This window comes from Halobacillus naozhouensis (genome assembly GCF_029714185.1).
Classification (GTDB): domain Bacteria; phylum Bacillota; class Bacilli; order Bacillales; family Halobacillaceae; genus Halobacillus_A; species Halobacillus_A naozhouensis.
This window is the reverse complement of the sequence record NZ_CP121671.1, coordinates 47,168-69,643: the sequence shown is the minus strand read 5'-3', so window position 1 is coordinate 69,643 and position 22,476 is coordinate 47,168. Positions and strand designations below refer to the sequence as shown.

The following is a 22,476-nucleotide window of genomic DNA, read 5'->3' as shown; positions in this document are numbered from 1 at the left end:
TTGTTTCACATTAATCATGACTTTGGTACAATGTAATTAATTCTTAATTTGGATATTAAATCCATTTTTGGAATATGAATTTCTCAATTTGTACATGAATAGGTTGATCTAGCAGAGTTTATGGTTATTTTTTCCGCATTACGTATGGAAATAGGACAAAATATTCAGAATTGACATGTTTGGGAATCGTTGGTATTATATACTGCGAGACATATGTCGAAATATGACGAATAACTTTTGAGTGAGGGGAGCCAAAAAATGAAATCTACAGGTATTGTACGTAAAGTAGACGAGCTGGGTCGTGTCGTAATTCCAATCGAACTTCGCCGCACCCTTGGAATTAACGAGAAGGATGCGCTAGAGATCTATGTGGATGATGATCGTATCGTTCTTAAGAAATATAAGCCTAACATGACTTGTCACGTTACAGGGGAAGTTTCCGATGACAACATGAAACTTGCAAATGGTAACTTAGTGCTGAGCCAAGAAGGTGCACAAATGTTACTTAAAGAAATTCAAAGCCATATCAACAAATAAACAAAGAGATAAGCAGACAACTGGCATGTAACAAACTTTTAATAAAAAATGGCATATGCTCAATAAAAAAACCCTAACTGAAACAGGCCTGACAGTTAGGGTCTTTATTATTTCTCTACATGGTATACTTGGTAGACTTCTCGTTTTGGAAGTTTGCGGTCTACAGAAGTTTGTTTAATCGCTTCCTTACTTTTCAAGGCTTTTTCCTGAATATAGTACTCTACATGCTCATTAATAGATAAATGACTCCACCAAAATGGATCCACTACCTCATTTTCCGTAGTGCCTTCAACAACGACACAAAACTCACCACGTATCTCTGAACGGTTAGCCCACTCCCATAATTCTTTCAATGTTCCGCGTACATACTCTTCATAACGTTTCGTTAACTCCCGAGCAAGCACCGCCCTGCGGTTTCCAAACTGCTCATGAACGTGGGCCAGCATATCCTTTAAACGGTGTGGAGATTCGTAGAAAATAATAGTCGATTTCTGATTTTGCAATAATTCTAACTCTGCTAATCGATCTTTCTTTTTGCGAGGTAAAAAACCGTAATAATAAAAGCTGTCAGTAGGCAGACCAGACCCTACTAAAGCAGGTATGGCGGCGTTAGCTCCAGGCAGGACAATAACAGGGATATCCTCATCAAGAGCTAACTTAACTAAATCAGAGCCTGGATCAGATATACCTGGCATTCCAGCATCACTCACGACAGCAATCATTTCCTCGTTTTTCAACCGATCAATAAGTTGAGGTCCTCGCGTCATTTTATTGTGTTCGTGATAGCTGATCAAGGAGGTATGAAGATCAAAGTGGTTGAGCAATTTCTTAGTATTTCTTGTATCTTCTGCAGCAATCACATTTACCTTGCTTAATACTGCAACTGCCCGATAAGTCATATCATCTAAATTTCCAATTGGCGTCGGGACGACATAAAGTTCGCCGGCCTGTCTATCATGTCCGAAGCTTTTTTGTATATTCATCCAGCATTCCCCCTTGATGATTTGCAATCCACGCTTCCTTCTCAACTCTAGACATTTTCTTAATTTTATATTCCATCTGCATCGCTTTTGTTTTTGAATCATAGGATTGGCAGTAGACTAAAGTAAATGGCCCCCTGCCCCTCGTGTACTTGGCTCCTTTGCCAGCAGAATGCTTTTCAATCCGTGACTTTAAATGATTTGTATATCCTGTATAAAGCGTGTCGTCATTACAACGAAGCATGTAGACAAAATGGTTATTTTCCATAAAGAATCTCCCTGAATTCCCGACTATATTCTCCATTTTCATTATGGGTGTACAACGGCGGAAGAATTTTTAAATCGGGTTTGCCATCACGCGCCGCTTCAATTAACAAAACATTTGCTTCTTTCCCTTTTTTAGGATAAACAAGCTGAATCCGTTTCGGTTCTAAACGATACTTTCGGAAGAGGGAAATCAAATCAATCATTCTGCCGGGACGATGGACGATTGAGACCTTGCCGCCAGATTTACACAGACGGCTGCAGGCTTTTATAACATCTTCTAGTGAACAGTAAATTTCATGTCTGGCAATGGCTAAGTGTTCATTTATATTTCTTTTATCCGTTACAGGAGTAGGAAAATAGGGAGGGTTACACGTAATTTGATCAAATTTCCCATTCCCTAATATCGCTGGCATATCCTTTAAATCTCCGTGGATCATTTCAAGTTGGTTTTCAAGGTCGTTGAGCTGGATATTTCTAACGGCCATGTCGTATAAACGTGCCTGAATTTCCACGCCGGTTATTTTCACTTGGGACCTTCGGCTAAGAAATAAAGGGATCACACCGTTACCGGTACATAAGTCCAGGATTTTTCCTCTTGTAATAGGGACAGAGGTAAACCGAGCTAATAGGACAGCATCTATTGAAAAAGCAAACACTTCTTTACTTTGGATAATCCTCATATTTTCTTCTGCCAGCAGAAAGTCAATTCGTTCATCACCTTTTAGCACAACCATATATGTAATCCTTTCTATTGTGAAAAATACAAGTCGCATACTTGTTAAGATATCGTAAAAAGTTAAAGGAAGTAAGGGAATAATGGAAGTTCGGCTAAAACCGAAACATCCTGTTTCAACACCGAACTACCCCACGTCCTGCGGGGTCAAAAATAGGGCCTTTCCTCGCGTGAAGCAAGGAAAGGCCTGGACCGAAATTATTTCTTCTTGTTCAAAAAAGACAGACAAAACAAGCAATCTTCCTCACGCGGACTGCCAAAATGCAGATTACAAATATGAAAACCTTCTTCATACAGCCTGGCTAGATTATCATAACCTTCACCCACAACTGTCCCTTTCGCATGACTTGAATTCCGTGTAGCTTGTTCAGTTTGCTCACTTTCTTTATCCAAACGTTGCCTTAAATGATGGTTTTCAAGCGATAAGTGCTGGTTTTCTTCTAGTAAGTAAGCAAGTTGGGCCTTTAAGTCACCTAATTGCTCATAAAGCTCGCCAATTTGTGACTCAAAATGTGATACTTGTTCAAAAATAGCTTTTTTGTTCACGCTTGATTCCACCTCATTATTCTGTGGCTTCGGTTTGAACGACTCCTTCATCGATCAGTTCCTGCAGGGAATACTCAAGTACACGTTCTTGTTCTTTATATTCAACTTGAACGATTCGCTCCAGCATATTTAACCCTACAACCTTCCCTTTACCTAAGGAAGTAGCAATACTTCTACCTATGTCAGGAAGTTCCTTCTTAGCAGCTTCATAGTCATCATTCTCATATTTCAAACAGCACATAAGGCGACCGCATAGACCAGAAATCTTTGCTGGATTCAGCGACAAATTTTGATCCTTGGCCATTTTAATAGACACTGGTTCAAAATCACCTAAAAAGGTTGAGCAGCAAAGCATACGTCCGCAAGGCCCGATACCGCCAAGCATTTTGGCCTCATCCCTGACTCCAATTTGGCGCAGTTCAATTCGTGTTTTAAATACTGATGCCAAATCTTTTACTAACGTTCGGAAATCTACTCTTCCATCTGCTGTGAAATAGAAAATAACTTTTTTACGGTCAAACGTATATTCAACTTCTACTAAGTTCATGTCCAATTTATGTTCACGTATCTTCATCTCACATACACGGTAAGCCTCTTGAGAATTGTCATGGTTCTCATCTACAGTCAATTTATCTTTTTCATCAGCGATTCGGATCACTTTTTTCAAAGGTAAAACAATATCTTCCTCATCGACTGACCGGTTAGAGATAACCACTTTACCAAATTCAATTCCCCGAACTGTTTCGACAATGACGTAATCTTCTGTCGTCATCGTTAAATCCCCCGGGTCAAAATAATAGATCTTTCCCGCTTGTTTGAATCGGACACCTACAACTTCGATCACTTGATAATCACCTCTGCAGTTGAAGTGTAAGCTGTTCCATCACTAAAGTAGGATGGACATTCTGATTTATCTTTCGTTTAGCCTCAAGAATGAACGACAAGGATTGCACAGCGGATTGACGTGACCACCTTAAAGCAGCCTGGTTTCTTTTCTCTTTCTCTTGCACAAAAACAATGGCATCTTCCCGGTCCAAATCATAATGAATTAAATCGTGAAACCATAGCATGAGCACGTCCAACCCCATCTGAAGCTGTTGACGCTCCTTAAAATGAGACATCCACTGATGGTTGATAAATAAAAGTCCTTCATTTGGTTTATTTAGAAGCACTTCAATTAATTGTATCACTAATTTTCGCACATTAGCAAACCACTCATCGTCATTTAACTCCTGGGCAACAGACAAATTATTCGTAAGTTCTGAAAGCAATTTGGCATTCGACTGAGAGACTCCTTGATCCACCAGCTTTTCTGCAATTCTTAACTGATTGAGGGGCTGGAAGGAAAGGAGTTGACAACGTGACCTAATGGTATCCAGCATCGCCTGGCTATTTTCTGTTAACAGCATCGCCGTAGTCTGCTGACTAGGTTCCTCGAGAAACTTGAGCAAACGGTTTGAAGCATTGACCGTCATTTTGTCTGCATCGACGATGATGTACACTTTACGATTTGATTCTAAGCCTGTATACGTAAATTCTTTTTGTAAATTAAGGATTTGTTCTTTTTTTATAGATTGACCATCAGGCTCTACCCAATGAAGATCTGGGTGGTTTCCTGAATCAATTCGTATGCAATCCCTGCATTCAAGACATGGATGAACTCCCTTACGGTGCTTACAAAAAATGTTTTTGGCAAAAAGCACACTCATTTCACGCTTACCTGTACCTTTATTTCCATGGAACAAGTATGCGTGCGAAATACGCCCTTTGTTAAAACTATTCATAAGCATTTGACTTACTAGCGGTTGAACTTCTTTCATTTCTCCCCATGTCTGCATAGTGATTCCGTCCTTAAGTATATAAATTAATTAATAATCCTTTAATTTCACCGATGAGACCCAAAATATCAATGGACTGCTTCTCTTGATCCATAACGGATTCAGTTAATTCAGCCAGCTTCTGATCAATTGATTCCACTATGGTCAATTTTCGACTACGGCCCCGCCAATCAAAACTATGACTATGCTTTAAGCTCATCCCATACTGAACAGATTCCTCAACAAAACCTTTGACCAACCGCTTATATTTAGCAAGGTCACGAAACGAACGAAACCTTGCTATTCGCTCTCCCTGGGCAGAAATATTTTTCAACAGCTTGTTAAGTTGGTTTTGCTGTAATTGCTGGGTTTGAGTTTGCACGATTTGATTAAAGCTTGTATTCCCGCTCATTTGCTGAGGAGTCTGCTTTTTAGCTGCATCGAGCTGGGTGAAAATATCCTGGGTAATCTTCATTTCGATAACCCCTTTCCCTTAAAACTGAAAGAAAGAATCAACTGGGAGGATAAATACAGTTGCACCGCCAACCTCTACCTTCACAGGCTTAGGAATATATGAATCTGCATTCCCGCCCATTGGTGAAATCGGGGCGACCATCTGATCACGCTGACTGCAATTTCTCTTAATAATATTTAAAGCATCATCAACCTGCTCATCATCACAACCAATCATAAATGTGGTATTTCCTTCTCTTAGGAACCCACCCGTTGTCGATAGCTTCGTCGTTTTAAATTGATTTTCCGCCAATGCATCATTTAAACGATTACTGTCTTTATCCTGAACGACCGCAATAATCATTTTCATAAAAATGCATCCTCCCATTACCGTTTTTACTTATTATAGCAGAATCCTTTTACCTTTTATGACAAAAATAGTTCAAGCTCCTGCATCGCATCCTGCTTCACCTGTTTGACTGTTTGTTCAGCATTTATGTGTTTCATTCGATCCGGATTTTGCTCAAGGAGCATGTGATAAGCTTGATACACCTTTTCATGAAACTCGAGCTCCTCAAGGTCCAGTCGATTTTTCTCTCGTTCCTTATTCTTAGCAATCCGCTTTAACCCCTGGTCTGGTTTGATATCAAAGAATAGGGTCAGATCGGGCATACATCCGGCGATAGCAAATTCGTTTATTTTCCATACTTCATCTATTCCTAATCCCCTGGCGGCGCCTTGATACGCCAGGCTTGAATCAACGAAGCGATCACACAACACAATGGTTCCAGCCTCCATGGCTGGCAGAACTTTTTCTACTAAGTGCTGGCGCCGGGCAGCGGCATAAAGCAGCGCTTCTGTTCTCGCATCCATCATCGTATGACGTGTATTTAAAATGATGTCCCGTATTCTTTCGGCTATTTGTATGCCGCCTGGCTCTCTTGTTTCCAGCACAGAATATCCCTTTGCTGTCAGTTCCTCTCCAATGATTTTAAGTATGGTCGATTTTCCGGCTCCCTCGCCGCCTTCAAATGTAATAAAAAGTCCCTTCACCAACAATTCTCCTTTAAAATACCCAGATTCCACGTTCAACATGCACATTCTGAAAACTTGTCCCTTGACGAAGTAACGATTTCACACCAGTTTCCTGTTCCTTTGAGACACGTTCCCCTTTCAAAATAAATGGAATGCCTGGAGGGTATGGCACCACAGCCTCTGCACAAATTCGGTTTACGGCATCTTTCCAGTCCACAAATTCTGCGGGTTTTAAAGACATGTCCGCATAGTCGATGTCTAAAGTTTGAAACCTTGGATACGGTGGTTGATCTATATTTATTGTAGCACTTATCGGCTGTTTTTTTAATCGGCAATTTACCTCCTCCAAGCGTTCTTGCAACTTGTCCAGGTTAACAGTTGGTGCCAGCCCGGTTGTTAATAAAACCTGCTTTTCAGTAGCAAGTTCTGGATACATATGTTGAGCCTCAAGTACTTCTGCTAATTGAAACCCTGACAAACCACCACGGGCCTCTAACGTAAGTTTTAGTGGGTCGTCCCAATATCCGGTCGGTAACAACCGCCAATAACCAGAAGCGTCTGACCAAACTTGTCGAAGACCGTCAATGTAAGTTAACAAGTTACCTTTATCAGCTTGTTCAAAGGAAGCAAGATAATGTCTGGCTAAATCCAGACTGGCCATCAGCGGATAAGACGGACTGCTAGATTGAAAAACTTGCAGATAATATCTGAGACGTGATTGGTCCACCCTATCTCCCTTCACATGAAGATAGGAAGCCATTGTCATGGCAGGAGCCATTTTGTGTGCCGACTGAATAATTAAATCCCCGCCTAAGTCTATCGATGAAGCAGGAAATGGCGTTCCTAGTTTAAAGTGAACACCATGAGCCTCATCCACAACAACTGGAATCTTATAGTTATGTACAGCTTCACATACCTTTTTTATATCAAAAACACGGCCAAAGTAATCTGGATAAGTAAGAAAGACAGCTCTGGTATCTGGATACTGTTTCAATGCTTCATTGACTAATTCGGCAGTTACCCCACTGTAACGCCCCGTATTTTCTTCATAATCAGGCAGCAAAAACACGGGCTTAGCTCCGGCTAGTTCTAAGCCATGAAGAATAGATTTATGACAATTTCGCTGAACAATAACTGTTTCTCCCTGGCGACAAACAGACATAACTGCGGCTAAAATTCCTGAAGTTGTCCCATTGACTAAAAAATAAGTATTGTCGCTTTCGAAAAACTGACTTGCCAATTCCTGAGCTTCTTTAATTACACCTTTAGCTGCATGTAAATCATCCAGTCCTGTGATTTCCGTAGCATCCATTTCTAAAGTGGATTGAAACAGCACTTTTCCCCTCTCTGAAAATACTTTGCCAAATTTGTGACCCGGAACGTGAAAGGAATAAGGACTTTTCTCCTTCAATTTGAGTAAAGCACTATAAAGAGGCGTTTTATCTTGACTTGTATTCATACGATTCCCCCCTCTTATCCTATCTGTATCATACTCTCTATTAATCATAGAAAAAAGCCACTCTACCCATTTAGAGTGGCCTAAATACTAGGATACAATGACTGAACGATGAGCCTTATTCATTTGTTGTACAAAATACTGATATTTAGGGTCATCAGTAGGAGTATTTATCATTTCTTTTTCACACGAACGGCAAATATAGACTTGTAACAAATGAATCCCATCGTCAGTCTTCTTGGAACAAATACTGCAGCTTTCAGTAGATTTCATATTGGGCGCCCTCCTCAAAGTGTTCTCTGCCCTGAGAACAATCTTTAATTTACCCTTAGTATCTCCGAATCTATTAATAGTATACCTATTTTTTTAAAAAAATTTAGATTAATAAGGTTTCTTGGATTTTATCAATGATTATAATTGTAGCCTGTTTAGGCATCATCCATTATTCCTTTATACACTATGATAAGACGAGGTGAAGCGTTCCTTTGAATGGAATGAAGGATTAGCGCTGCTCTGTTACTTCACACAAAAAAAGCCTTGGAAAATTCCAAGACTTTTTAGATTGACGTGGCCGCGTCCTACTCTCACGGGGATCGACCCGACTACCATCGGCGCTGAAGAGCTTAACTGCTGTGTTCGGCATGGGAACAGGTGTGACCTCTTCGCTGTCGCCACCACATCATTCTGTTAGGAAGGGCGAACCTTCAAAACTGGATAAGAGGGGCAAGACAAACATCATGTTTACGTTTAATAATCTAGCTTTGACTCCCATAAAGGTCGTCTCCGCTTTTTGATATAGTTAAGTCATCGATTGATTAGTATCCGTCAGCTCCACGTGTCACCACGCTTCCACCTCGGACCTATCGACCTCATCGTCTCTGAGGAATCTTACTTACTTGGCGTAAGGGGAAATCTCATCTCAAGGGGGGCTTCATGCTTAGATGCTTTCAGCACTTATCCCGTCCACACGTAGCTACCCAGCCATGCTCCTGGCGGAACAACTGGTACACCAGCGGTGTGTCCATCCCGGTCCTCTCGTACTAAGGACAGCTCCTTTCAGATTTCCAACGCCCACGACGGATAGGGACCGAACTGTCTCACGACGTTCTGAACCCAGCTCGCGTACCGCTTTAATGGGCGAACAGCCCAACCCTTGGGACCGACTACAGCCCCAGGATGCGATGAGCCGACATCGAGGTGCCAAACCTCCCCGTCGATGTGGACTCTTGGGGGAGATAAGCCTGTTATCCCCGGGGTAGCTTTTATCCGTTGAGCGACGGCCCTTCCATACGGTACCGCCGGATCACTAAGCCCGACTTTCGTCCCTGCTCGACTTGTAAGTCTCGCAGTCAAGCTCCCTTGTGCCTTTACACTCTGCGAATGATTTCCAACCATTCTGAGGGAACCTTTGGGCGCCTCCGTTACTCTTTAGGAGGCGACCGCCCCAGTCAAACTGCCCACCTGACACTGTCTCCGAACCGGATCACGGTCCTGGGTTAGAATGTCCGTACAGCCAGGGTGGTATCCCACCAGCGCCTCCACCGAAGCTAGCGCTCCGGTTTCTCAGGCTCCCACCTATCCTGTACAAGCTGTACCAACATTCAATATCAGGCTACAGTAAAGCTCCACGGGGTCTTTCCGTCCTGTCGCGGGTAATGCGCATCTTCACGCATAGTATAATTTCACCGGGTCTCTCGTTGAGACAGTGCCCAAGTCGTTGCACCTTTCGTGCGGGTCGGAACTTACCCGACAAGGAATTTCGCTACCTTAGGACCGTTATAGTTACGGCCGCCGTTTACTGGGGCTTCGGTTCAACGCTTCGCGCCAAAAGCGCTAACGCATCCCCTTAACCTTCCAGCACCGGGCAGGTGTCAGCCCCTATACTTCGCCTTACGGCTTCGCAGAGACCTGTGTTTTTGGTAAACAGTCGCTTGGGCCTTTTCACTGCGGCTCCTCGGCAGAGGAGCACCCCTTCTCCCGAAGTTACGGGGTCATTTTGCCGAGTTCCTTAACGAGAGTTCTCCCGCTCACCTTAGGATTCTCTCCTCGCCTACCTGTGTTGGTTTGCGGTACGGGCGCCTCTTTCCTCACTAGAGGATTTTCTTGGCAGTGTGAAATCAGGAGCTTCGGTACTTTAGTTCCCTCCCCATCACAGCTTGACGTTGCCGAGTGGATTTACCTGCCTCGACCGTCTTACTGCTTGGACGCACACATCCAATGGTGCGCTCTCCTTATCCTCCTGCGTCCCCCCGTCGTTCAAACGGAAAGGAGGCGGTACAGGAATATCAACCTGTTGTCCATCGCCTACGCCTTTCGGCCTCGGCTTAGGTCCCGACTAACCCTGAGAGGACGAGCCTTCCTCAGGAAACCTTGGGCTTTCGGTGAAAGAGATTCTCACTCTTTTTTCGCTACTCATACCGGCATTCTCACTTCTAAGCGCTCCACCAGTCCTTACGGTCTGACTTCGCAGCCCTTAGAACGCTCTCCTACCACTGATCCGTTCGGATCAATCCGCAGCTTCGGTGGTGTGTTTAGCCCCGGTACATTTTCGGCGCAGAGTCACTCGACCAGTGAGCTATTACGCACTCTTTCAATGATGGCTGCTTCTAAGCCAACATCCTGGTTGTCTAAGCAACTCCACATCCTTTTCCACTTAACACACACTTAGGGACCTTAGCTGGCGGTCTGGGCTGTTTCCCTCTCGACCATGAACCTTATCACCCATGGTCTGACTCCCAGAACAAAGTCGTTGGCATTCGGAGTTTGACTGAATTCGGTAACCCGGTAGGGGCCCCTCGTCCAATCAGTGCTCTACCTCCAAGACTTTCTATTCTGAGGCTAGCCCTAAAGCTATTTCGGAGAGAACCAGCTATCTCCGTGTTCGATTGGCATTTCACCCCTACCCACACCTCATCCCCGCAATTTTCAACTTGCGTGGGTTCGGGCCTCCAGTCAGTGTTACCTGACCTTCACCCTGGACATGGGTAGATCACACGGTTTCGGGTCTACGACCGCATACTCACGCGCCCTGTTCAGACTCGCTTTCGCTGCGGCTCCGCTTCTGATGCTTAACCTTGCATACAGTCGTAACTCGCCGGTTCATTCTACAAAAGGCACGCCGTCACCCATCAATGGGCTCCGACTACTTGTAGGCACACGGTTTCAGGTTCTCTTTCACTCCCCTTCCGGGGTGCTTTTCACCTTTCCCTCACGGTACTGGTTCACTATCGGTCACTAGGGAGTATTTAGCCTTGGGAGATGGTCCTCCCGGATTCCGACGGAATTCCTCGTGTTCCGCCGTACTCAGGATCCACTCCGGAGAAAAGAAGATGTCGATTACAGGGCTCTTACCCGCTCTGGCTGATCGTTCCAGATCGATTCATCTATCTTCTTTTTTGGTAACTCCAATGGAGTGTCCTACAACCCCAGAAAGCAAGCTTTCTGGTTTGGGCTGATTCCGTTTCGCTCGCCGCTACTCGGGAAATCGCGTTTGCTTTCTCTTCCTCCGGGTACTGAGATGTTTCAGTTCCCCGGGTCTGCCTTCGTTTACCTATGAATTCAGTAAACGATCCTACTCCATTACGAGCAGGGGGTTTCCCCATTCGGAAATCTTCGGTGCACAGCCTACTTACGGCTTCCCAAAGCATATCGGTGTTAGTCCCGTCCTTCATCAGCTCCTAGTACCAAGGCATCCACCGTGCGCCCTTATTCACTTAACTATCTGTGAAAAGACGTTTAAAAATTGATGTTTGATGTCTTGTCATCCCGTGTTGATCTTGCGATCAAACACGTTCTGAAATATCTTATCCAGTTTTCAAGGTTCACATTGAGAAGATCGTTTGATCTCTCAAAACTGAACAACCAACCAGTGCGTCTTCCGTATGGATCAGCATCCATCAACCCGAAGGTTGTGTCCGCCTTCCATAGTTCCTTAGAAAGGAGGTGATCCAGCCGCACCTTCCGATACGGCTACCTTGTTACGACTTCACCCCAATCATTGGCCCCACCTTCGGCGGCTGGCTCACATAATGTGTTACCTCACCGACTTCGGGTGTTGCCAACTCTCGTGGTGTGACGGGCGGTGTGTACAAGGCCCGGGAACGTATTCACCGCGGCATGCTGATCCGCGATTACTAGCGATTCCGGCTTCATGCAGGCGAGTTGCAGCCTGCAATCCGAACTGAGAATGGTTTTATGGGATTTGCTACACCTTGCGGCTTCGCTGCCCTTTGTACCATCCATTGTAGCACGTGTGTAGCCCAGGTCATAAGGGGCATGATGATTTGACGTCATCCCCGCCTTCCTCCGGTTTGTCACCGGCAGTCACCTTAGAGTGCCCAACTGAATGCTGGCAACTAAGATTAGGGGTTGCGCTCGTTGCGGGACTTAACCCAACATCTCACGACACGAGCTGACGACAACCATGCACCACCTGTCACTTGGTCCCCGAAGGGAAAACCCTATCTCTAGGGCGGTCCAAGGATGTCAAGACCTGGTAAGGTTCTTCGCGTTGCTTCGAATTAAACCACATGCTCCACCGCTTGTGCGGGCCCCCGTCAATTCCTTTGAGTTTCAGCCTTGCGGCCGTACTCCCCAGGCGGAGTGCTTAATGCGTTAACTTCAGCACTAAGGGGTGGAAGCCCCCTAACACCTAGCACTCATCGTTTACGGCGTGGACTACCAGGGTATCTAATCCTGTTTGCTACCCACGCTTTCGCACCTCAGCGTCAGAAACAGACCAGAGAGTCGCCTTCGCCACTGGTGTTCCTCCACATATCTACGCATTTCACCGCTACACGTGGAATTCCACTCTCCTCTTCTGTCCTCAAGTTCCCCAGTTTCCAATGACCCTCCACGGTTGAGCCGTGGGCTTTCACATCAGACTTAAGAAACCGCCTGCGCGCGCTTTACGCCCAATAATTCCGGACAACGCTTGCCCCCTACGTATTACCGCGGCTGCTGGCACGTAGTTAGCCGGGGCTTCCTCGTTAGGTACCGTCAAGGTACCGCTCTATTCGCACGGTACTTGTTCTTCCCTAACAACAGAACTTTACGATCCGAAGACCTTCATCGTTCACGCGGCGTTGCTCCGTCAGACTTTCGTCCATTGCGGAAGATTCCCTACTGCTGCCTCCCGTAGGAGTCTGGGCCGTGTCTCAGTCCCAGTGTGGCCGATCACCCTCTCAGGTCGGCTACGCATCGTCGCCTTGGTGAGCTATTACCTCACCAACTAGCTAATGCGCCGCGGGCCCATCTGTAAGTGATAGCCAAAGGCCATCTTTTACTTCTCCCTCATGCGAGGGAAAAGATTACCCGGCATTAGCCCCGGTTTCCCGGAGTTATTCCGATCTTACAGGCAGGTTGCCCACGTGTTACTCACCCGTCCGCCGCTCATTCCACAGGCATCACCCCCGAAGGGGATCTGCCTGCTTCCTGCGCTCGACTTGCATGTATTAGGCACGCCGCCAGCGTTCGTCCTGAGCCAGGATCAAACTCTCCATAAAAGTTAAGTTTGCTTGTGCACGGATGCACTGCCTTCAACGTTGCAACAGGACGTTGCGAACCTAGTTGAAGATCCTTTGACTCTTTGCACACCGAATGTGCTTGTTTGTATTCCCTCTATATAATAGAAAGAATATGTTGACGTACTGGTTGGTTCGTTCAGTTTTCAAAGATCAAAATGTTGAGTGCCGCTTCAAAACAGCGACCTAATTAATATATCATGGTTAGTAAGTTAAGTCAATAACTTTTTTTAATGATATTTTCATAACTTGTGATAACCCGTCGCGCTTTCTTTAATGCGACAAGTAATAATATATCATGCTAGAAATTTAAATGCAATAGTCTTTTAAAAAGAATTATAGAATATCAGTTCATATGCGATGAAACAAAAAAAGAAACGGATAAGAGAATCTCTCCTCTCCGTTTCTACAGCACCCATAAATGTATAGCTGTTAACGAAATCACTCCGGGTATTCCTAACAGAGCAGAGATAACAGCGGTAAATCCGTTAATAGGCACATGCAATCCGAATTGTGCACCAAATAAGTTCACAAAAAACAAAAGAACCACTGCAATGACTACTCTCATTAATGCTTGTCCAACCCATTTAACAGGGGAAGAAGGTAAACCAACGATCAGTAACAGTGGAATGGATAACCCTACTATTAAAATCACGAACACCGGATCCATAATGAAACCTCCTGTGTAAAATACTTGGTTAAGACAAGTTATGTTTATCTACAGGAGGATATACCATTATTTCAAGACAAGGCATTTAAATTCCGTTTCCTTGCCTCTCTTAATAAATAGAAGTATTTTGCCTTCGCTACCGATAAATCTAGTAACCCTTCCTCACTTGGATCAACACTATGCTCAATTATTCGCTCCAGTGTTTCCCAATCTCGTTTCAACTTTTGAATGTCTGCCAGTAATTGTTGATCAAGTTCCTTTTTTTTCTTCGTTTTCTTTTTACTAAAAATGGCGACCACCCACTTTACAGTTCTCTTCGACCTTCAAGTGCTTTAGACAGGGTAACTTCATCAGCATATTCTAAGTCTCCGCCAACAGGCAGGCCGTGGGCAATCCTTGTCATCCGGATCCCTGATGGCTTAACCAGCCTTGATATATACATGGCTGTGGCTTCTCCCTCCACGTTGGGGTTTGTAGCGAGGATTAGTTCTTCTACACCTTCATCCTTCAGGCGGTTGATTAGGCTGGATACATTAATATCCTCTGGCCCAATTCCATCCATTGGAGATATGGCTCCATGAAGAACGTGATACTTCCCGCTGAACTCCTTCATCTTCTCCATGGCAATCACATCCTTAGGGTCTTGCACCACACAGATCACAGATGAATCACGTGAATCATCCTGGCATATGGAACATGGGTCATTGTCTGTAATTTGTCCGCAGACCGAGCAATGGGTAAGCTCTCTTTTCGCACTGACAAGTGATTTAGCAAAATCAAGCACGTCGTCCTCTTCCATTTCAAGGACGAAAAAAGCCAGGCGGACAGCCGTCTTAGGGCCGATCCCTGGCAGCTTCGTAAAACTGTCAATTAACTTAGAAATAGGTTCCGGGTAATACATGAAAATTCCTCCTAGAACATTCCTCCAGGCATACCTTTCGTGAATTGTCCCATAGTATCATTTGTTTTGTCTTCAACTTGCTTGAGTACATCATTTGTCGCTGCAATAATTAAGTCCTGAAGCATTTCTACATCATCAGGGTCGACAACTTCTTCATCAATCTCTACATCTGTTACTTCCTTTTTCCCGTTAGCTACAACTTTAACCATACCTCCGCCTGCTGTTGCTTCGAAAGTCTCTTCATGAAGCTCTTCTTGAGCCTTCATCATTTTCTTTTGCATCTTCTGCATTTGTTTCATCATATTGTTCATATTTCCTCCACCACGCATGGTAATTCCTCCTTTAAATCTATCCATTTAGTCATGAATTTCAATGATATTATCGCCAGCTAGCTTTCTTGCTTCGGATATAAGCGGGTCATCTTCTTCCTTTACCTCAGACTCATCCCCGTCTTCATCCTCATTGGTGTTCTTTTGTTTTCTAACGTATTCCTCCCGCAGCTCTTTCCAATTCGCTTGAGGAATCGGAATAATCACCAGCGGTTTTCCTGTAAATTCTGTCAGCAATGGTTCAATCGTTTTTTGATGTTCAAGAGCCAGCGAACAATGAATATCATATCGAAAAGCTAGAATCAGGGCCTTTGATGAAGCGGCACTTGGTTTACTGTTAAGTAATGTTGCGTGTGCTGGTGCGTTGGTCTGCTTCAATCTTTCCATAAAATCAGCCCATTGCCCTTGCACTTTCTTCAATTCTTCTTTAGAAGCTTCATTAAGTACCATTCTAATTCGGTCATATGGTACATTATAACCGTTTCGTCCAGTTCTTGCAGGGGCTCGCTTTTGTGACTTTTGGGGCTGTCCCCCTTGACTGGCTGCTGCAGGAGGATTTGCTTTGATCTGGGCCAGTTCTTTTTCCATTTGTTCAAGTTTATGAGTCAATTGCTTAACAGCTGTCGAATCAGCAGTGTTGGGGGCAGCTTCCTGTGTCCCTGCAATATTAAGCAAAGCAATTTCAATAAACACTTTTGGACTCGTCGTCCATTTCATTTCCTGCTGGCATTTGTTTAACTCGCGAATCGTACGTTGAATCCAAACCGCGTTCAATTCTTCGGATAGCTGCCGGAAAAAGTCATCAGGAATGGCACGCTCCAGGTTATGCTGTAAATCAGGAGCACTTTGGAATAAAAGAATGTCCCGCAAGTAGTATATCAAATCAAAAACAAACCGGCCGGGGTCTTTTCCTTGCTGAATCAAGTGATCGACAGTTTCCAGTGCTTCTCTTATTTCCTTCTTATCAAGTGCCTGAATTACCTCTGCCAATGTCGCTTGTGATACCGACCCTGTTACAGCCAGGACATCATCTATTGTAACTTCTTCCTCACTGTAGGAAATAGCCTGATCCAGTAAACTCAGGGCATCTCGCATGCCGCCTTCAGCCGTTAAGGCGACAACTTCAAGAGCTTCGTGTGCAATACTTAACCCCTCAGCGGATGTGATTTTTTCCATCCTTTCAACCATTGCCTGCTGGGTGATTCGTTTAAAGTCGAAGCGTTGACATCTAGAAATAATGGTCAAAGGAATCTTATGAGGTTCCGTTGTTGCCAGAATAAAAATAACATGTCGAGGGGGTTCTTCTAACGTCTTTAAAAGGGCGTTAAATGCACCCATTGAGAGCATATGCACCTCGTCAATAATATACACCTTATATGAAACCGCACTGGGAGCATATTTGACCTTGTCTCGAATTTCACGAATTTGCTCAACACCATTGTTTGAGGCTGCATCAATTTCAATGACATCCGAAATAGATCCATCCTGGATACCAAGGCAGGCTGAGCATTCATTACATGGCTCTTTAACTGGGGCATGCTCACAGTTTACGGCCTTTGCAAAAATTTTCGCAGCACTGGTCTTCCCTGTTCCTCGTGGTCCCGAAAACAGATACGCATGAGAAAACTTGTCTTGCTCAATTGCATTTTGCAGTGTGCGTGTAATATGAGTTTGTCCAACGACATCCTCAAAATTTCTTGGGCGCCAGACTCGATATAGTGCCTGATAGCTCATACAACCGTTCTCCCTTTTTAGTCTCTACTTTATTATACCCGAATGAGGGATCTGATGTGAACCTTCGAGTCGAACATCATAACATCTATTTATAACCATTCTGTTCTCCCTATAGAAAAAGAGCCGTTATGATCATTCATAACGACTCTGGACTTAAACTTATGTAACCGTGCACCCGCCTTCGATAGCCTGACCCCAAGCGCTACTCATGTTCATGGCTCGACCCAGGCGCTCCCGCGGCACACGAGAGAGTCAGCTTACTGCTGCTTCCTTCCGGATCTGACAGGGTTCACTGGTTCTCGTTGCGCAGGACCTGAGTGTCAACACCACTCCCATAAGTCTGACCTTGAGATCAAACTACCTCGGGTGGGAATTCGGCCTCGCTATAGCGGATTGCGAGTACAGGGCACCGCTACCTCCCCGCTTAGCACGGTATTTCCAAGTATAGCGACTTTTATTATAAAATGCAATGGAAAAGCCTAGTTAATTTTCGCCAGATTTGCTCCGTTTCTTTTTTTCACGAAGCTCTCGAAAAAAATCCTTCAGCAGCTTGCCGCATTCTTCTTCCATAATACCACCAATAACGTCAGATTGATGGTTAAAGCGATCTTCTTGAAGTAAGTTCATCAGTGTCCCCGCGCAGCCTGCCTTAGGGTCGGGGGCTCCGTATACGACTCTCGGAACTCTGGATTGGACTATTGCTCCAGCGCACATCGGGCAAGGTTCTAAGGTGACATACAGCGTGCATTTTTCTAACCGCCAGCTTCCTATTATCTCATTTGCTTTCTCTATCGAAATAATTTCCGCATGGGAAGAGGCAAGCTGTGAGGTTTCCCGTTGGTTATACCCTGACGCAATGACCTCCTCCTGATAAACAATTACCGCTCCAATTGGAACCTCGCCTAGTGCTCTTGCTCGCTTCGCCTGCTCAATGGCTAACTGCATATAATGTTCGTCTTTAACCAAATGTAGTCCCCCTTTCATAATAATGTAAGAATAAAATGATTCATTACCCTCATACATTGATAATAGCCGAGGAAGGAGTGTATATATGCAAATTCATGTCGTAAATCAAGGTGATTCGGTCTACTCGATTGCAGCATTATATGGAAGTACACCTAGTGCGATTATAGAGGCAAATGAATTAGAAACACCAGGGAATCTTGTAGTGGGCCAGGCTCTCGTTATTCCTGGCGAAGGCCAATTTTATTTTGTCCAGCCAGGTGATAGTTTATATTCGATTGCTAATCAATTTGGTATAACTATAGAGACACTTATCCAAGTAAACCAATTACAACCCAACCAGATACTTCCAATTGGGTACAGACTCTATATACCCCAGGGGCCTTCTCCACAAATCACGACAAATGCCTATATCGAACCAACGGGCGGGGAAGTATCAGATGTACTTCGTAGTTCAGCGGAACAACGTGCACCTTTATTAAGTTATTTGGCTCCATTTAGTTATGAGGTACAAGAGGACGGTTCCCTTCAGGCTCCCCCGCTTGATAACTTCAAAGCAATCGCTGAAGCCAATAACGCCTCTTTAATGATGGTGGTAACCAACTTAGCAGAAGATGGATTTAGTCAGGAACTGGGACGAGCGATTTTAACGAATGAACAACTCCAAAACACACTGCTTGATAATATCGTACAGACTGCACAGTCGGTAGGGTTTCAGGATATTCATTTTGATTTTGAATTTTTACCTCCCGAAACCAAAGAAAATTACAATCAGTTTCTACGGAAAGCCAAGCAACGCTTTTCTGAGGAAGGACTGCTTTTATCAACAGCCCTTGCACCAAAGACCAGCGCCGAACAAGAAGGAGCCTGGTACGAAGCGCATGATTATCAAGCCCATGGTGAGATTGTTGATTTCGTCGTGTTGATGACCTATGAGTGGGGATACAGCGGAGGCCCGCCTAGAGCCGTGTCACCGATCGGACCCGTTACAGAAGTCGTTAATTATGCGCTGACTGTTATGCCTGCAGATAAAATTTTGCTCGGTCAGAATTTATATGGCTATGACTGGACGCTTCCATATGAACCCGGCGGGGAGATTGCCGAGGCAGTGAGTCCCCAGCAGGCGATCCAAATTGCCCGTGAAAATAACGCGGCCATCTCCTACGATGAAGAAGCACAAGCCCCTTTCTTTATGTACACCGATTCAGAAGGTAATCAACACGAGGTATGGTTTGAAGATGCTCGATCCATTCAGGCAAAATTTGATTTGATCAAGCGGTTAAATTTAAAAGGAATCAGTTATTGGAAGTTAGGGCTCTCATTTCCTCAAAACTGGCTGTTATTAAGCAATCAATTTACAATTGCTAAGAATCAGTAGCATGAAACCGCTCCGGACAGCCATTATTCCCTTATGGCTGTCTGTAACGGTTCAAATTACAGGGAAGGGACAAATGTGACGGTTCGCTCGCATAGTTGTGCTTGGTCAAATGCATTCCTTAACCCAACTCCCTCGATTCCCTTCCGTTGTACAATTCGGTATGGGATTGCCACCTGGAAAGTCGTTTCAAACGGGAAAGGATCCAATACTACATGCTCTTTGTCTTGCCAATAGGGCATGATGCCATCTGGCGCAATATCAAACGACTGTCTAAATCCATCCTTAAACCAAGATAACTCGTTCGCTTTGGAGACCCCTGGCTCTTGCATGCAGATATAAAGAGATAGGTCATCACAGAACTGAAGTCTTTCAAAATGAGTATGATACAAATCTTTAGGTACCTCCACTTTCATCGCTTCCCTAAGCTGTTCACGACGCCTCTCTTCATTATCAATGAATGCATGTATGCGCTGATCTTCACTATCTTTCGAGAAAAAAGATTGATAGTGTAAGCTGCATAACATTCCTGCATACTTTGATTCGACGGCAACTTCCTCGATTCCTCGTTGATAGGCAGCCAGTTTTTCTTCTAAAGGGTAATCGATAAATGTATAGGGCTGCTGCTTTTCTTCATTCCACGTTGGTCTTTCATCCAGTGGAATCCAGGCCCGGTCATGTTGGCCTATTGCCCAGTCTGCTTCCTCTCTAAGTTTGGATCGCAATAAGTATTTCTGCTTCCATTGTAAAGCTAACTCCCCGGAAATCTGTGCATGATCGTGCTGCTTCATCATAAGGAATTGATTTCCTTGTTGTTGAACGATCATATCATTCCCTCCTCTATGTAGTAACATTTGGTTTACTTATTGTCACGATTATTGCCATCCCGATGCTCTGGGCACTCGTTTATCATGAAGTAACTGATCGTCATTTTCGAATCGTATTCGGGCCTATAAAGAAGAATATTCCATTATATGATATTAAAAAGGTTCACTATTCCTATAATCCTTTATCAAGCCCAGCCTGGACATTTAAACGACTTGAAATCTCATATTCTCATTATAATTCAATTTTAGCTTCAACTCCAAAAAACGAATCCGCGTGCCGGGAATTACTAAAGGAAATATGTCCCCATGTCCAAAATTGAGATTTAATTCAACTAAACATAGAAGGAGCCACGAAGAAATCTCTTCGTGGCTCCCGCTAATTATTAAATGGATTGTATTACTTTAACAGTTTACTTGCTTCGTGGTTAAAAGCAGGAATGTCATCAGGCTGACGACTTGTTACTAATTGATCCTGACAAACAACGACTTCTTGATCTTTATAATCAACTCCAGCATATTCCATGTCAACAGCAATGGATTTGAAGCCTGTAGCTGTACGACCTTCTAATGATTTAGCTGTGATCAATAACTGTGGCCCATGACATATGGCAAATACAGGTTTCTTCTCATCCATAAAGTGTTTAGCAAATTGTACGAACTTTTCATCACCCCGAAGCTGATCAGGAGAAAAGCCGCCAGGAATAAATAGAGCATCAAAGTCAGTAGGCTTTACATCATTGATAGACTTATCAATCGTAGCGGTTGCCTCGCCCTGTTTACCTGTAACTTCTTTGCCACCTTCCCATTCAATCGTGGTCACTTCATGTCCTTCTTTTGCAAAAGCATCAACAGGCTGCGTGTACTCTACATCTTCAAACATAGACGTCATAACACATGCGATCTTACTCATATCGTAATCACTCCTTAATGCTTTTAATTTAATTACGATTGTCATGTTCCCTTAGTTTTTTCTAATTAAACGTTTCAGGGAGCTGATTATTCTTTGAACTCTTTCATAGAAAAAGTCTGAAAGCTGGGATTTCGTTGATTTTTATAGATGTCCTTGCCTGCAATCGTATTAATAATCTCAACATTACGATGAACAGCCAGACCAAGATTAGTAGCCCCTGCCCCGTGTGAATATGTTAAATCAGTCAACGTAAAAAAGTGATGGCCACGTTGATCTGAAAATTCAAGCCGGTAATCTCGGGTAACACGATAATGTTTTTGATCTTCCCATTTAATTTTCTCTTCAAAGCGATTGTAAAACCAGTCAGGGATATGTGGTTTATAACCAGTCGCCAAGATTACTTTTTCCGTATGAAAACGATAATCTATTTCCTCCTGCCACTGCCGGCACTGCAAATCATAGCCGCCCTTATCAGATGGAGAAATTGACTTCACCTCTGTCATTGGATTGATTAACACATAATCTTTTTCCCCGCCAGCAGTTTTATGGTAAAGATCGGAGTAAAGCCGGGTCAACGTGTCAGGGTCAATTCCCTTTCTTAGGGGTCCAAGAGTGTCAAGATTCTCTATTCGTTGTTCATAACTTAAAGAATGAAAGTAATCAACATAAGCAGGGGTGAAGAATTCCTGAGCAAACTTCGCCTGATCCAGTTGAAACAGCCCTCCTGTTCTAGTAAGAAGGCTAAGTTTCATGTCGTTGTGCCTTTGTTCTTCCAACAAGTCAAGAAAGACCTCTATAGCACTTTGACCCGAGCCAACCACTGTAACATGAGCCGCTTTCAATAAATTTTCTTTTTCATATAAATATCGGCTTGTATGTAATACGTCACCATCAGGAAGACCTTTCATCCCATCTATGATCAGTGGTTCGCTACCTGTGCCCATTACAACATGTTTCGCCAGGAAGTGATGATGTTTTCCAGTTTCCGCCTCCAGTGCTATGACTTCGTAGTGAGGATTGTCAGCCTCGTTCCAATCAATCACATCAACAATGGAATGGCCAAAATACAAATCGTCTAATTGATTAGCTGCCCATTGCAAATAATGATTGTATTCCTGCCGCGGCACTTTCGTCTGATTATGAAAAAAGAAAGGAAACATCCGATCTTGTTCATATAAGTAGTTCATGAACGTGTACGGACTTTTTGGGTCAGCAAAAGTAGCTAAGTCCGCTAAAAAAGGTACTTGAAGATCCATTTTTTCAATTAACATCCCGGGGTGCCAGGCAAATGAAGGCGATTTTTCAAAAAAAGCACCGCTTAGTTCTGTTTTTTCAAGCAAAGCTGCCAACCCTAAATTATAAGGTCCGATACCAATACCAATCACATCGTACATTTGCTTAGTCATCATAACCACTTCCTT

General features: G+C 43.9%; 23 protein-coding genes, 3 rRNA genes and 1 other RNA gene. 3 read left to right on the top strand and 24 right to left on the bottom strand.

The window, feature by feature from the left end; all coding sequences use genetic code 11:
* The first annotated feature begins 258 nt into the window (after positions 1-258).
* Positions 259-537, top strand: a complete 279-nt coding sequence (gene abrB / locus P9989_RS00415) for a transition state genes transcriptional regulator AbrB (RefSeq protein ID WP_079524845.1) — start codon at positions 259-261, stop codon at positions 535-537.
* Between the two features lie 107 nt (positions 538-644).
* Here abrB and rsmI read toward each other — a convergent pair whose 3' ends face one another.
* The 21 genes from rsmI to tadA all read right to left on the bottom strand — a co-directional run bounded on the left by rsmI (position 645) and on the right by tadA (position 17,925).
* The gene (gene rsmI / locus P9989_RS00410) at positions 645-1,520 is read right to left on the bottom strand and encodes a 16S rRNA (cytidine(1402)-2'-O)-methyltransferase (RefSeq protein ID WP_283076923.1); all 876 of its coding nucleotides are present in this window, start codon (positions 1,518-1,520) and stop codon (positions 645-647) included.
* A complete protein-coding gene (locus P9989_RS00405; RefSeq protein WP_283076922.1) occupies positions 1,492-1,785 on the bottom strand; it encodes a GIY-YIG nuclease family protein in 294 nt (97 codons plus the stop codon). Before P9989_RS00405 ends, rsmI begins: the two co-directional genes overlap by 29 nt.
* Positions 1,775-2,518, bottom strand: a complete 744-nt coding sequence (locus tag P9989_RS00400; RefSeq protein WP_283076921.1) for a tRNA1(Val) (adenine(37)-N6)-methyltransferase — start codon at positions 2,516-2,518, stop codon at positions 1,775-1,777. Before P9989_RS00400 ends, P9989_RS00405 begins: the two co-directional genes overlap by 11 nt.
* A 197-nt stretch (positions 2,519-2,715) precedes the next feature.
* Complete coding sequence (gene yabA, locus P9989_RS00395; RefSeq protein ID WP_283076920.1) at positions 2,716-3,114, bottom strand: DNA replication initiation control protein YabA; 399 nt, start codon at positions 3,112-3,114, stop codon at positions 2,716-2,718.
* Positions 3,080-3,907: a PSP1 domain-containing protein gene (locus tag P9989_RS00390; protein ID WP_283076919.1), complete on the bottom strand. Its 828-nt coding sequence runs from the start codon at positions 3,905-3,907 to the stop codon at positions 3,080-3,082. The genes yabA and P9989_RS00390 overlap by 35 nt, the downstream gene beginning before the upstream one ends.
* Before the next feature lie 7 nt (positions 3,908-3,914).
* Entirely contained in the window at positions 3,915-4,901 is a 987-nt protein-coding gene (gene holB / locus P9989_RS00385; protein WP_283076918.1) for a DNA polymerase III subunit delta', read from the bottom strand.
* Between the two features lie 13 nt (positions 4,902-4,914).
* The gene (locus tag P9989_RS00380) at positions 4,915-5,355 is read right to left on the bottom strand and encodes a YaaR family protein (RefSeq protein WP_283076917.1); all 441 of its coding nucleotides are present in this window, start codon (positions 5,353-5,355) and stop codon (positions 4,915-4,917) included.
* A gap of 18 nt (positions 5,356-5,373) precedes the next feature.
* The gene (locus P9989_RS00375; protein ID WP_283076916.1) at positions 5,374-5,703 is read right to left on the bottom strand and encodes a cyclic di-AMP receptor DarA; all 330 of its coding nucleotides are present in this window, start codon (positions 5,701-5,703) and stop codon (positions 5,374-5,376) included.
* Positions 5,704-5,759: 56 nt separating this feature from the next.
* Positions 5,760-6,386, bottom strand: coding sequence for a dTMP kinase (gene tmk, locus P9989_RS00370; RefSeq protein ID WP_283076915.1), 627 nt, complete (start codon positions 6,384-6,386; stop codon positions 5,760-5,762).
* Between the two features lie 13 nt (positions 6,387-6,399).
* On the bottom strand, positions 6,400-7,827 hold the full coding sequence (locus P9989_RS00365) for an aminotransferase class I/II-fold pyridoxal phosphate-dependent enzyme (protein WP_283076914.1): 1,428 nt from the start codon (positions 7,825-7,827) through the stop codon (positions 6,400-6,402).
* 87 nt (positions 7,828-7,914) lie between these two features.
* Entirely contained in the window at positions 7,915-8,097 is a 183-nt protein-coding gene (locus tag P9989_RS00360) for a sigma factor G inhibitor Gin (RefSeq protein ID WP_283076913.1), read from the bottom strand.
* A gap of 292 nt (positions 8,098-8,389) precedes the next feature.
* Positions 8,390-8,503 (bottom strand): 5S ribosomal RNA (gene rrf / locus P9989_RS00355).
* Between the two features lie 116 nt (positions 8,504-8,619).
* A 23S ribosomal RNA gene (locus P9989_RS00350) occupies positions 8,620-11,543 on the bottom strand.
* Between the two features lie 216 nt (positions 11,544-11,759).
* Positions 11,760-13,328 (bottom strand): 16S ribosomal RNA (locus P9989_RS00345).
* The 16S, 23S and 5S rRNA genes sit together here, the layout of an rRNA operon.
* A 424-nt stretch (positions 13,329-13,752) precedes the next feature.
* Positions 13,753-14,016 (bottom strand): pro-sigmaK processing inhibitor BofA family protein, encoded by a 264-nt coding sequence (locus P9989_RS00340; protein ID WP_283076912.1) that lies wholly within the window; start codon positions 14,014-14,016, stop codon positions 13,753-13,755.
* Between the two features lie 71 nt (positions 14,017-14,087).
* The gene (locus P9989_RS00335; RefSeq protein WP_346274883.1) at positions 14,088-14,315 is read right to left on the bottom strand and encodes a YaaL family protein; all 228 of its coding nucleotides are present in this window, start codon (positions 14,313-14,315) and stop codon (positions 14,088-14,090) included.
* A gap of 5 nt (positions 14,316-14,320) precedes the next feature.
* Entirely contained in the window at positions 14,321-14,917 is a 597-nt protein-coding gene (gene recR / locus P9989_RS00330) for a recombination mediator RecR (RefSeq protein ID WP_283076911.1), read from the bottom strand.
* Positions 14,918-14,928: 11 nt separating this feature from the next.
* Positions 14,929-15,246 carry a YbaB/EbfC family nucleoid-associated protein gene (locus tag P9989_RS00325; RefSeq protein ID WP_283076910.1) on the bottom strand — a complete coding sequence of 106 codons (318 nt, stop codon included), beginning with the start codon at positions 15,244-15,246 and terminating at the stop codon, positions 14,929-14,931.
* 27 nt (positions 15,247-15,273) lie between these two features.
* Positions 15,274-16,980: a DNA polymerase III subunit gamma/tau gene (gene dnaX, locus P9989_RS00320; RefSeq protein WP_283076909.1), complete on the bottom strand. Its 1,707-nt coding sequence runs from the start codon at positions 16,978-16,980 to the stop codon at positions 15,274-15,276.
* Between the two features lie 167 nt (positions 16,981-17,147).
* An RNA gene (gene ffs, locus P9989_RS00315) (signal recognition particle sRNA large type) lies at positions 17,148-17,413 on the bottom strand.
* Positions 17,414-17,463: 50 nt separating this feature from the next.
* On the bottom strand, positions 17,464-17,925 hold the full coding sequence (gene tadA / locus P9989_RS00310; RefSeq protein WP_428841948.1) for a tRNA adenosine(34) deaminase TadA: 462 nt from the start codon (positions 17,923-17,925) through the stop codon (positions 17,464-17,466).
* A 106-nt stretch (positions 17,926-18,031) separates the two neighbouring features.
* Here tadA and P9989_RS00305 point away from each other — a divergent pair, with 106 nt between their 5' ends.
* Positions 18,032-19,321, top strand: coding sequence for a glycoside hydrolase family 18 protein (locus tag P9989_RS00305; protein WP_283076907.1), 1,290 nt, complete (start codon positions 18,032-18,034; stop codon positions 19,319-19,321).
* A gap of 56 nt (positions 19,322-19,377) precedes the next feature.
* Here the strand turns inward: P9989_RS00305 and P9989_RS00300 are convergent, their stop codons facing one another.
* Positions 19,378-20,145: a DUF3891 family protein gene (locus tag P9989_RS00300; protein WP_283076906.1), complete on the bottom strand. Its 768-nt coding sequence runs from the start codon at positions 20,143-20,145 to the stop codon at positions 19,378-19,380.
* A gap of 62 nt (positions 20,146-20,207) precedes the next feature.
* On the opposite strand from P9989_RS00300, the gene P9989_RS21610 reads away from it, so the two are divergent.
* Positions 20,208-20,465 (top strand): PH domain-containing protein, encoded by a 258-nt coding sequence (locus tag P9989_RS21610; RefSeq protein WP_390305811.1) that lies wholly within the window; start codon positions 20,208-20,210, stop codon positions 20,463-20,465.
* 77 nt (positions 20,466-20,542) lie between these two features.
* On the opposite strand, the gene P9989_RS00295 is transcribed toward P9989_RS21610, so the two are convergent.
* Positions 20,543-21,055: a type 1 glutamine amidotransferase domain-containing protein gene (locus P9989_RS00295; protein ID WP_283076905.1), complete on the bottom strand. Its 513-nt coding sequence runs from the start codon at positions 21,053-21,055 to the stop codon at positions 20,543-20,545.
* An 86-nt stretch (positions 21,056-21,141) separates the two neighbouring features.
* Positions 21,142-22,464, bottom strand: coding sequence for a lysine N(6)-hydroxylase/L-ornithine N(5)-oxygenase family protein (locus P9989_RS00290; protein WP_346274882.1), 1,323 nt, complete (start codon positions 22,462-22,464; stop codon positions 21,142-21,144).
* Positions 22,465-22,476: the final 12 nt, after the last annotated feature.

What these genes read in the sequence shown, in the direction of transcription:
- holB (WP_283076918.1), bottom strand. Translation starts at nt 4,901, where the DNA reads ATGCAGACATGGGGAGAAATGAAAGAAGTTCAACCGCTAGTAAGTCAA.
- yabA (WP_283076920.1), bottom strand. Translation starts at nt 3,114, where the DNA reads ATGAAGGAGTCGTTCAAACCGAAGCCACAGAATAATGAGGTGGAATCA.
- P9989_RS00340 (WP_283076912.1), bottom strand. Translation starts at nt 14,016, where the DNA reads ATGGATCCGGTGTTCGTGATTTTAATAGTAGGGTTATCCATTCCACTG.
- dnaX (WP_283076909.1), bottom strand. Translation starts at nt 16,980, where the DNA reads ATGAGCTATCAGGCACTATATCGAGTCTGGCGCCCAAGAAATTTTGAG.
- P9989_RS00375 (WP_283076916.1), bottom strand. Translation starts at nt 5,703, where the DNA reads ATGAAAATGATTATTGCGGTCGTTCAGGATAAAGACAGTAATCGTTTA.
- P9989_RS00290 (WP_346274882.1), bottom strand. Translation starts at nt 22,464, where the DNA reads ATGATGACTAAGCAAATGTACGATGTGATTGGTATTGGTATCGGACCT.
- P9989_RS00305 (WP_283076907.1), top strand. Translation starts at nt 18,032, where the DNA reads ATGCAAATTCATGTCGTAAATCAAGGTGATTCGGTCTACTCGATTGCA.
- P9989_RS00325 (WP_283076910.1), bottom strand. Translation starts at nt 15,246, where the DNA reads ATGCGTGGTGGAGGAAATATGAACAATATGATGAAACAAATGCAGAAG.
- P9989_RS21610 (WP_390305811.1), top strand. Translation starts at nt 20,208, where the DNA reads ATGCTCTGGGCACTCGTTTATCATGAAGTAACTGATCGTCATTTTCGA.
- P9989_RS00405 (WP_283076922.1), bottom strand. Translation starts at nt 1,785, where the DNA reads ATGGAAAATAACCATTTTGTCTACATGCTTCGTTGTAATGACGACACG.
- P9989_RS00360 (WP_283076913.1), bottom strand. Translation starts at nt 8,097, where the DNA reads ATGAAATCTACTGAAAGCTGCAGTATTTGTTCCAAGAAGACTGACGAT.
- rsmI (WP_283076923.1), bottom strand. Translation starts at nt 1,520, where the DNA reads ATGAATATACAAAAAAGCTTCGGACATGATAGACAGGCCGGCGAACTT.
- P9989_RS00300 (WP_283076906.1), bottom strand. Translation starts at nt 20,145, where the DNA reads ATGATCGTTCAACAACAAGGAAATCAATTCCTTATGATGAAGCAGCAC.
- tadA (WP_428841948.1), bottom strand. Translation starts at nt 17,925, where the DNA reads ATGCAGTTAGCCATTGAGCAGGCGAAGCGAGCAAGAGCACTAGGCGAG.
- abrB (WP_079524845.1), top strand. Translation starts at nt 259, where the DNA reads ATGAAATCTACAGGTATTGTACGTAAAGTAGACGAGCTGGGTCGTGTC.
- P9989_RS00365 (WP_283076914.1), bottom strand. Translation starts at nt 7,827, where the DNA reads ATGAATACAAGTCAAGATAAAACGCCTCTTTATAGTGCTTTACTCAAA.
- P9989_RS00380 (WP_283076917.1), bottom strand. Translation starts at nt 5,355, where the DNA reads ATGAAGATTACCCAGGATATTTTCACCCAGCTCGATGCAGCTAAAAAG.
- P9989_RS00295 (WP_283076905.1), bottom strand. Translation starts at nt 21,055, where the DNA reads ATGAGTAAGATCGCATGTGTTATGACGTCTATGTTTGAAGATGTAGAG.
- P9989_RS00400 (WP_283076921.1), bottom strand. Translation starts at nt 2,518, where the DNA reads ATGGTTGTGCTAAAAGGTGATGAACGAATTGACTTTCTGCTGGCAGAA.
- recR (WP_283076911.1), bottom strand. Translation starts at nt 14,917, where the DNA reads ATGTATTACCCGGAACCTATTTCTAAGTTAATTGACAGTTTTACGAAG.